Source organism: Vasconcelosia minhoensis LEGE 07310 (genome assembly GCF_015207255.1).
GTDB lineage: Bacteria > Cyanobacteriota > Cyanobacteriia > Phormidesmidales > Phormidesmidaceae > Vasconcelosia > Vasconcelosia minhoensis.
Genome location: NZ_JADEXG010000015.1, coordinates 82184 through 90912 on the forward strand (window position 1 = coordinate 82184; position 8729 = coordinate 90912).

Genomic DNA, 8729 nt, shown 5'->3' on the forward strand with positions numbered 1-8729 from the left:
GCATTCCGATGACGCAGATACAGGAAAGCGCCCACTCTCCGAGAAGAGCAAAGCTCTACATCCCCCAACCTTTTCACCCACGGGGAGAGCAGGTGAGCCGGATTCAAAGACCCTCTCCCGTTTTGGGAGAAGGATTTAGGATGAGGGCAGACAGGGCATCTACAAAAGTAGGATATAGCAGATGCTCACCTTAGTGTCTGGTCAGGTTCACCTTTGGCAGCAGACTTTAGCAGTAACGCCTGCTCGGCTCAGGCAGCTTGGAGCGCTGCTATCCCCCGATGAGCAACAAAAGGCCTCACGCTTTTGCCGCGAGCAGAGTCGGCAGCAGTACGCGGTTAGCCGCGGCAGCCTGCGGCTGATTTTGAGCCGCTATATGATGATTGAGCCTCAGGAAATCCGGTTTGGCTATGGCCCCCAGGGTAAACCCTTTTTGGCAAACGCTATCGGAATGACCATTGACTTTAACTTATCCCACTCAGGCCAGCTCGTTTTGATTGCGATCGGGCGCGATCGCAGCCTGGGTATTGATCTAGAGCAGGTAAGAACTGCTACAGACATCGTAGCCCTTTCTGAACAGTGCTTTTCGCCCGATGAATGCCGGCTGCTGACCGCTTACCCACCCGACCAAAAACACAGAGTCTTTTTTCAGCTTTGGACCTGCAAAGAAGCCTTGCTTAAAGCAACCGGAGTCGGACTCAGGGATATAGAACACATAGAAATTGTCGCGCTCCCCCAGACTCCCTCCAGACAGGTCCAGTTTTCTCAACGCTCATCCCGTCAGTTCTCACTCCAGCTCATCGTCGATGACCCAGATTATATTGCGGCTCTGGCCGTTGAACGCAAAGGGGCAGAATTGGCTGATACGCTAGGCCGCTTTCGCAGTATTTGAAAGGCTGTAGACACCCGTTTTCACCCGATACCAGTTCTGATCACGGGTACCAATAGAGAGGATATTCGAAATCCGGTTACGGGCCTTTAAATATTGCCCTCTAGGCATTTCAACGGTTCTAAAGAGCGCTGTCATCACATCGGCAACGGAAAAAGGAGCCTCAGGCTGGGTTTGGAGAAAGAATAGAACCGCCTCCTGCAGAGGTTTCTCCGCTGCACCTTCACGCAGGTAGCTCTGCCAGTCGGCAGTTCTGCCGTCTTTCTTGACTCGGCCAGCTTTCTTCCGCTTTTGGGCTTTGGCTTGATTGGATTCAGCTTTAACTGAGTTCAGTTCAGCTTTCTCCAGGTTAGGTGCGGTGGCTGCTGAAGACTCCGCTTCGTCAGCATCTGTAGATTCTATTGGCTCAGCGGGTAGTGGCTCAGCGGGTAGTGGCTCAGCGGGTAGTGACTCAGCCCCTACCGCAATGTCTTGAAACATCGGCATGACCGACCGCAGGGCATTTAGCCGCCTTTGAAGTTCAGCTTGCTGAGCGGCCAGGCTCATTTCTCGTTCCAGCAGCTCAGCTTCAACCGCCTTCAGTGTCGATAAAGTAGGGTTGCTCATACAAATAGTTAATTGACAACAATAAGTACGTTTCACGATAGCACTAATTTATCGGAAACGACTTATCTAAATGTCAATAGCAGCATCGGCGCAGATAGCCGCCATCCTTTCTGCCGATGAGATCTGAAACCTCCATGATCACTGGCCTGATTCAGCCCCAGCGACAAAACTCAAGCCAGTTGGGCCAACTTCTGTTTCCTGCATCATCGACTCATCGCCTGCTGTCCACATAAAATGGGGTGTCCCAGCCGGGGTATAGACGACAGTTCCCACTGGGTAAGGCCTCAGCTCAGCGCGGTCAAACTGTTCTCCAATACCATAATACATGGTGCCCGCAAGGACGGTTGTGATTCGGGGGTCGGGGTGAGTATGAGCTGGAAAAGCGGTGCCAGGATTCATTTTTCCGAACAGGATACACAGTTCTGAATCAGTCGAATTGCCCCAGGCGATCGCGCTTTTTACCCTTGTCACAGCTGGATTCGAGCTCCACTCAAGGCGATCAGGCAAAACCGTCTGTGCCTGCGAAGAATTTGGAGCATCAGGGGTTGCTATCTCCGCCCAAGTCCTATTTGCTATGGACGATAGCAAGGCAATGGAGATCAAACTCGCGAGCAGGGTTATGTAAAATGACTTCTTCACAATATTGACCTCTTGGATGTGAGTTACGTTCTCTTTGGATTAAGTCAGTACCCTAGCGTGCTGAATAAAACAGCGAAAACCCACAGCAGCGGGCCAACCGCTTCAGAGGGCTGGCAACTGGACAACAGCGTTATTCAAATCCAGCCATTCCTGCGGGTTAATGATTATCAACATCTCTTGGAACTCACTTTGATGGGCCTGTGTGTGGCCGAGCAGCCCCCATTTTTGGCACAAAATTCTATCGTTGGGGGGCAGTTAATTCATCTTTTGCACCGAATGGAGCCTCGGTTTATTTCAGTCGAAAATCACTGATACTGGCCAGGGGTAGCACCGACAAACGCGATCGCGCTCACCAACAGCCCGGCGCCGACCATCCCCAGCGAGCCCAGCGGTTCCCGAAAGAACCAAACCCCAATTAGAGCAGCCGTCAGCGGCTCTAGCAGGGTGGCGATGCTCGCTACCGTTACCGGCACGCTGAGCAGGCCGACCATGTAGATAGCATAGGCAATTCCCGTCGCGATGACGCCCAGATAAAGCAGATAGGGCAGCGCCAGCCACCAGTCTGCCCAGCTGGACTGAAGCGCGATCGCGGGCAGTAGCCACAGCGCCGCCGCCGAAAATCCCAGCGCTGCCACCTGGAGCGGCGCGGTCTTAGCCACCTGAGCTTTGGCAATGACGGCATAGGCCGCATAGGAAAGACCAGACCCTAGCGCCAGCGCAACGCCGATCGGAAAACGGGGCGCGATCGCGAACTGCGGACCTGAGATTAGCAGCGTCGTTCCAGTCAGACCCAACGCGAGGGCCGTGTAGAGCCTAGCCGTCAGCCTTTCTCCTAGCTGCCAGGCGGCCAGCAGCGCTACAAACAGCGGCGCTGAGCAAATTGCCACCAGCGCCGTTACGGCGACGCCCGCCAGGGGAACAGCGGCAAAGTAGCAGACCTGGTAGGTCGCGATGCAGGCTCCCATGCCGAGATAGGTCAGTCCGTTTACCTGAGCGAGCTGCCGCCTGGGCTGCCTGCTGGACAGGAAGAGTAACAGCGGTGCCGCCAGGGCCATCCGCCAAAAGCCTACCACCAGCGGGTTCATCACCACTACCCGCTGGAGCAGAACCAGCGTCGTCCCCGTCGTTCCCCAAGAAATGGCAGCCAAACCAATGAGTAAAAGTCCGATCCGCATGACAACCTGCTTCTAAACCGCTGTCCCCAACTTATCGAGCGCCTCCGGCGCTGTATTGTAATTTCTTGCGCAGTCTACTCCTATCGAATGCTTAAGATAGGGAATAGCGCGATCGCGCTCTCCAACGGTACGATAGCAGCTGGCCTTCACCTCCACCTGCCATGCTTGACCTCTGGTACAAAAGCGCCGTCATCTACTGCGTCGATGTTGAAACCTACATGGACGGCAACGGCGATGGGGTCGGTGATTTTGAGGGTCTGCTAGGCCGACTCGACTATCTGGCCGGGCTGGGGATTACCTGCATTTGGCTAATGCCCTTTTATCCCACGCCCAACCGGGACAATGGCTACGACGTGACCGACTATTACAGCGTCGATCCGCGCTTGGGGACGCTGGGCGACTTCGTGGAGTTTTTGCGGCAGGCCCGCGATCGCGGCATCCGGGTGATCGTTGACCTGGTGATCAATCACACTTCGACCGACCATCCCTGGTTCCAAGCCGCCTGCGCAGACCCGCAGTCTAAGTATCGTAACTACTATGTCTGGTCCGAGGAAAAACCTGCTGATGCCGAAGAGGGCATCATTTTCCCCGGCTATCAGGAGAGCACCTGGACCTACAGCGAAAAAGCAGAAGCCTACTATTTTCATCGCTTTTATCATCACCAGGCCGACCTCAACATTGCCAATCCCGAGCTGCGCGAAGAATTTTGTAAAATTATGGGATTTTGGCTAGAGCTCGGGATTTCTGGCTTTCGGGTCGACGCGGCTCCTTTTTTAATCGAGCTGAAGGGTATTGAGCAACAGGCTGATGTAGCCGAGCCATACGAGTATCTAAAGCAGATGCGAGACTTTCTCTCCTGGCGGCGCGGCGACGCAATTATTCTGGCTGAAGCGAACGTGGCGATGGAGAATGTGCCTCACTACTTTGGTCAGGGTGAAAAGCTACAGATGTTGTTCAACTTCATCGTCAACCAGTATCTGATGCTGGCCTTTGCCCGTAAGTCTGCGGCTCCTTTAATTGAGGGCTTAAACGCGCCGCCTGAAATTCCCGATACCGGGCAGTGGGCCTATTTTGTTCGCAATCACGATGAGCTATCGCTAGACAAGCTTTCCAAAGCCGAGCAGGAAGAAATTCTCACCCAGTTTGAACAGGATAAAGCACAAGTCTGGATCTACGATCGCGGCCTGCGGCGACGCTTTCCACCGCTAGTACAAAACGACCCCAAACGGATTCGCCTCGCCTACAGCCTGATGTTCACGATGCCGGGCACCCCCGTCCTCAAAGCTGGTGAAGAAATCGGCATGGGCGACGACCTATCCTTAGAACAGCGGAAGTCTATTCGGACGCCGATGCAGTGGTCCAACGAATCCAACGGCGGCTTTTCGACCGCACCGGCGGAAAAGCTGATTCGCCCTGTCATCGATACAGGCCCCTACGGCTATCACCAGCTCAACGTGGTCAAACAGCAAAAAGCATCTGACTCGCTGCTGAACTGGATGGAGCGAGCCATTCGGACGCACAAAGAATGCCCCGAACTGGGCTGGGGTCATTGGAAGATTCTAAAGGCCGATAGCCCCGGCGTGCTGGCGCTGCAATATCGCTGGCGCAACGGCACCCTGGTCACGCTGCATAATCTAGCCGCTGAGGACTGTACGACGAAGCTAACGCTAGAAGATAGCTCCGAAAATCATTGGACCGATTTGTTTGGCGACCAGTCCTACGAGCCGATTACCCAACCTCAGCAGGGTATTCCGCTGGCGGGCTACGGCTATCGCTGGCTGCGGATCGGGCGAAAGCGGCTGTAGTAGAGGTTCAGAGAGAATTGAGGAACTGGAGTAGGGCAGCGCGATCTCGTTCCCCGAGGGCCATAAACTGCGCCTTTGACTCAGCCGCCTCGCCATCGTGCCAGAGCACCGCCTCTTCGATCGTACGGGCTCTGCCATCGTGTAGATAGCCCGCGTAGGGCAGCACCGTTTGCACTAGGCCTAATCCCCACAGCGGCGCCGTCCGCCATTCGCTGCCGCTGGCGTCAAAGTCTGGACGATTGTCGGCCAGGCCCCCACCCATATCGTGCAGCAGTAAATCGGTATAGGGATGAATGGTCTGGTTCGCCAGCACCGGAATATCCGCCGGGCCGGTTTTGAGCGTGGCCACATGACAGGCCGTACAGCTAACCTGGGCAAACAGCCTTTCGCCCCGCTGCACCTGGGGATTATCGCGCAGCGTCCGCGCCGGAACGCCCAGGGTTTGAACATAGAATGTGGTGGTATCTAGCGTTTTCTGATCGACGTCGGGGCTGGCCTGGCCGCCTGTGAAAACCGGGTTGGTCACGCCCATATCGTTGAAGTAAGCTACCGCCGTCTGCACTTCGAGCGAGACCGTGTTGGCTTTGAACCCAAAGCGACCCAGGGCCTCAGCTTGAGCACCGGGGTCCCATACCCGGTTGGGACGGCCCGAAATGCCATCCTGGTTGCGATCGTCCGGGTCGGCCTGGTCGAGGATAGCGACTTCCGGCACCACCTCCAGCAGGCCGCTACCAAAGATTGGCGGTGGCACCCGCAGCGAGGTCAGCATGTCATCAGGTAAAGGCTTCTCGGGGTCCGCTTGAGTTAGCTTCAGCCGGGGCGATCTCAGTTCATAAGCCCGCCCGTCAGGATATTGGCCTACCTGCGTCTGCCAGTCCATCGCCATCCGCGCGTCAGGGACATGGCCATAGACGGCGCGATCGCGAATCTGTACGCCAATCTCAGGCACCGGTACCACGCCCATCGCCGGGTTGACCTCGCCCATCGGCAGGCTCACCCGCACCAGCGACTGCCCCGGCTCGGGCATCCCCCGACCGTCTTTAATATGGCAGCCGACACAAGCGGCGTTGTTAAACAGCGGTCCCAATCCCGGATTTACCTGCGCTGGCGCTGTGACAAAGACCGCCTCAAAGTTGGCGTCTCCTTCAGCGTGCTGGTCAAATTCTGCTGCCGAGAGACCCGGCGCAGGCTGAGAAAAGGCCCGGGAGGAGCGGTTGTTAACGGTGGTTGCTCCCCCGGCCCCGGTCTGTCCAGGAGAAGAGCTGCGCCAGGAATTAAGCCCAAAGGAAAGGAGAGCGCCCAGGACAGCTGCCGCTAGCAGCAGCCCCAGATATTTCTTCCAGCGAGGGAGTTGGGATGAGAGAACCGGGGCCATAGAAATTTTAAATTAATGGAACGAGCTGGGTTTCAAGGGTTTCTTGCAGCGCTAGCACAGCGTCCTGGGCCTGCTGCAGAGCGGGCGCGGCATCAGGGTCGGTGACGCTTTCTTCTAAGGGAGCGGGCACTGCTTCTAGAGCCGCGATCGCGGCCTCAAATTCAGCCTGAATTTGTTCGTCTGCGGCAGCGTCTCGCTGGGCAACATAGCGGCTCAGACTGTCCGCAGCAGCTGTTTCAGCCCCCGCCTGACCGTAGTAGACAGCGCGAGCGCCGATGACGTTGTTCTTCAGATCGGCGAGGGTGTTGTGACTGAAGCGGCTCTCTAGATTGACCGGGTCCTGCTCTTCTAAAGGCACGCCAATCTTCTCAGCTGCTACCTCGTTCAGCGACTCAATCAGCCCAGTTACCATTTCCTGGGCTCCGGCAGGTAGGGTGGGATAAACCGTATTATTCTCTCCCGCCTGGGCGATTACCTCCCGGTATGGCGGCTGGCCGTTTATGCCCACCTGCCAGCTCTCTAGCAGCGCGCTAGAAACTCGGCTGAGATCCTGACCCAGGGCCTGTAGGTAGGCGCGATCGCGATCGCTGAACTGGTCGAGGGATTTATCGTTTTCTAGGCCAAATAGCAAATACTCAATCGTGTGCATCCCCTTCTGACTGTCGGGCAGCTGCGCAACCTGCTCGGCAGTTAGCGGCTCATCACTCGCCAGCACCTGTTGAATATCAGTTTCATTAACTGGCCAGGTGTCGAGTGCGGCGTCATAGCCTAGGGAGCCCGCCGGACCGAAGGCAAAGCTCTCGGTTCTTTCCCAGACTGAGCGCGCTTCCAACCAAGCTTCACGGGCCGCCGTCAGGGACGCCTCACTGGGCGCATTGGCAAACTGATCGAGGCTTGTAGCTAGCTCCTGAGCAGCAGCCTCAAACTGCTCATACTTGGGCACTACGACTCGATTGGTAAAGCCTGCAATCACCTCGCGATCGGCAAATTCCCCGCTCCAGGCCAGATCTACGGTACCGCCTTCGCCTCCTTCACCGCCGGCTGCTTCCGTCTGGACGGCGGGGGATTCTGCGTCGCTGACGTCAGGCGCGGAGGTCGTGCAGGCGACCAGACTGCTGGTCAGCCCTACTGCCAAAAATAGCCCAATCGGTTTTAATCGCATCTTGACTCTACTTTCAACTAAACAACTAAAGATTAAAAATAGCGTAGGACTAATGCGATATATTTGCAATTAAAATTATCAGCTGCTCTACCCATGCAGCGGTAAGTCAGCCCGTAGATGAGCGGTCCTAAGCCTCTAAAGTGAGCGTTCGATTTGCCTCCAGCGCTGCACCGATTGCCTTTCCCACTGATTCTGGGCATAGGCCGCTAGCTTCTCGGGCACGTTATCGCCGTTTAGCACCAGCCGATTCAGCATCAGCGCTAGATCAGTATCGGCAATGCACCATTCGCCGAATAAATTTTGGGCATCGTCCACTAACAAGCGTTCCACCGCAGTAAATAGCCGGTCTGCGGAGGCTTGTGCCGCATCGGAGAGGGGGGTGTCCACCGGCTGAGAAAATACGACTTCGGTTGAACGCTCGGTGCGGATAGGTAAAAAATCACTGCGCAGCCAGGCCTGAATTTGTCTGGCTCTGGCTCTTTCCCGAAGATTGCTGGGATAGACCCGCCTGTATTTTGGCGGGGGCAGCAGATCTTCCAAATACTCTGAGATGGCAGAAGATTCTGACAGGTGAAAGTCTCCGTGGGTCAGCGTTGGTACACGGCTGGTCAGAGACAACTTCTGATAGTCGGGACTTTGGTTCGCTTCAGCTTGCAAATCAACTGTCTGAAGCTCGAACTGAGCCTCCTTTTCAACTAGCGTCACAAATACCGACATTGCATAGGGGCTGAAGAACTGCGAGTCAGCATAAAGCATGAATGTGTAGTGACTCAAAAGCTCAGCTCGAACGCTCTATTAGCCAACTCTGTAAGTCCGTTAAGCTGGCAAAATCCAGTACAGCCTCACTCAGCTCCTCCAGCTCAGATAGGGGTAACGCCGACACTGAAGCCTGCATCTCCTCCGAAAGTTCGCCAAACCGCTTCCTCAGCAGTCGAAAGCTCAGGTGAACTGCCTCTTCCTGACGACCTTCCTGACGACCTTCCTGACGACCTTCCTGACGACCTTCCTGACGACCTTCCTGACGACCTTCCTGACGACCTTCCTGACGACCTTCCTGACGACCTTCCTGACGACCTTCCTG

General features: G+C 55.8%; 9 protein-coding genes. 2 read left to right on the forward strand and 7 right to left on the reverse strand.

Annotation, left to right across the window (positions count from 1 at the left end; translation table 11 throughout):
• The first annotated feature begins 181 nt into the window (after window positions 1–181).
• Window positions 182–889, forward strand: a complete 708-nt coding sequence (locus IQ241_RS08575) for a 4'-phosphopantetheinyl transferase family protein (RefSeq protein WP_193906015.1) — start codon at window positions 182–184, stop codon at window positions 887–889.
• On the opposite strand, the gene IQ241_RS08580 is transcribed toward IQ241_RS08575, so the two are convergent.
• From IQ241_RS08580 to IQ241_RS08590, 3 genes are all read right to left on the reverse strand, one after another.
• Window positions 866–1492 carry a hypothetical protein gene (locus IQ241_RS08580; protein WP_193906017.1) on the reverse strand — a complete coding sequence of 209 codons (627 nt, stop codon included), beginning with the start codon at window positions 1490–1492 and terminating at the stop codon, window positions 866–868. The two genes, IQ241_RS08575 and IQ241_RS08580, sit on opposite strands and share 24 nt — an antisense overlap.
• A gap of 138 nt (window positions 1493–1630) precedes the next feature.
• On the reverse strand, window positions 1631–1963 hold the full coding sequence (locus IQ241_RS08585) for a cupin domain-containing protein (protein ID WP_193906019.1): 333 nt from the start codon (window positions 1961–1963) through the stop codon (window positions 1631–1633).
• 473 nt (window positions 1964–2436) lie between these two features.
• Entirely contained in the window at window positions 2437–3306 is an 870-nt protein-coding gene (locus IQ241_RS08590; RefSeq protein WP_193906021.1) for a DMT family transporter, read from the reverse strand.
• Between the two features lie 161 nt (window positions 3307–3467).
• Between IQ241_RS08590 and IQ241_RS08595 the strand changes: the two genes are divergently transcribed.
• Window positions 3468–5111, forward strand: coding sequence for an alpha-amylase family protein (locus IQ241_RS08595; RefSeq protein ID WP_193906023.1), 1644 nt, complete (start codon window positions 3468–3470; stop codon window positions 5109–5111).
• Between the two features lie 7 nt (window positions 5112–5118).
• Here the strand turns inward: IQ241_RS08595 and IQ241_RS08600 are convergent, their stop codons facing one another.
• The 4 genes from IQ241_RS08600 to IQ241_RS08615 all read right to left on the reverse strand — a co-directional run.
• Complete coding sequence (locus IQ241_RS08600) at window positions 5119–6486, reverse strand: di-heme oxidoreductase family protein (RefSeq protein WP_193906024.1); 1368 nt, start codon at window positions 6484–6486, stop codon at window positions 5119–5121.
• 7 nt (window positions 6487–6493) lie between these two features.
• Entirely contained in the window at window positions 6494–7648 is a 1155-nt protein-coding gene (locus IQ241_RS08605) for an imelysin family protein (RefSeq protein WP_193906026.1), read from the reverse strand.
• A 135-nt stretch (window positions 7649–7783) separates the two neighbouring features.
• Window positions 7784–8422 (reverse strand): glutathione transferase, encoded by a 639-nt coding sequence (gene yfcF / locus IQ241_RS08610; protein WP_193906028.1) that lies wholly within the window; start codon window positions 8420–8422, stop codon window positions 7784–7786.
• Between the two features lie 4 nt (window positions 8423–8426).
• A partial coding sequence (locus tag IQ241_RS08615) for a DUF4351 domain-containing protein (RefSeq protein ID WP_193906030.1) occupies window positions 8427–8729 on the reverse strand: 303 nt, incomplete at its 5' end.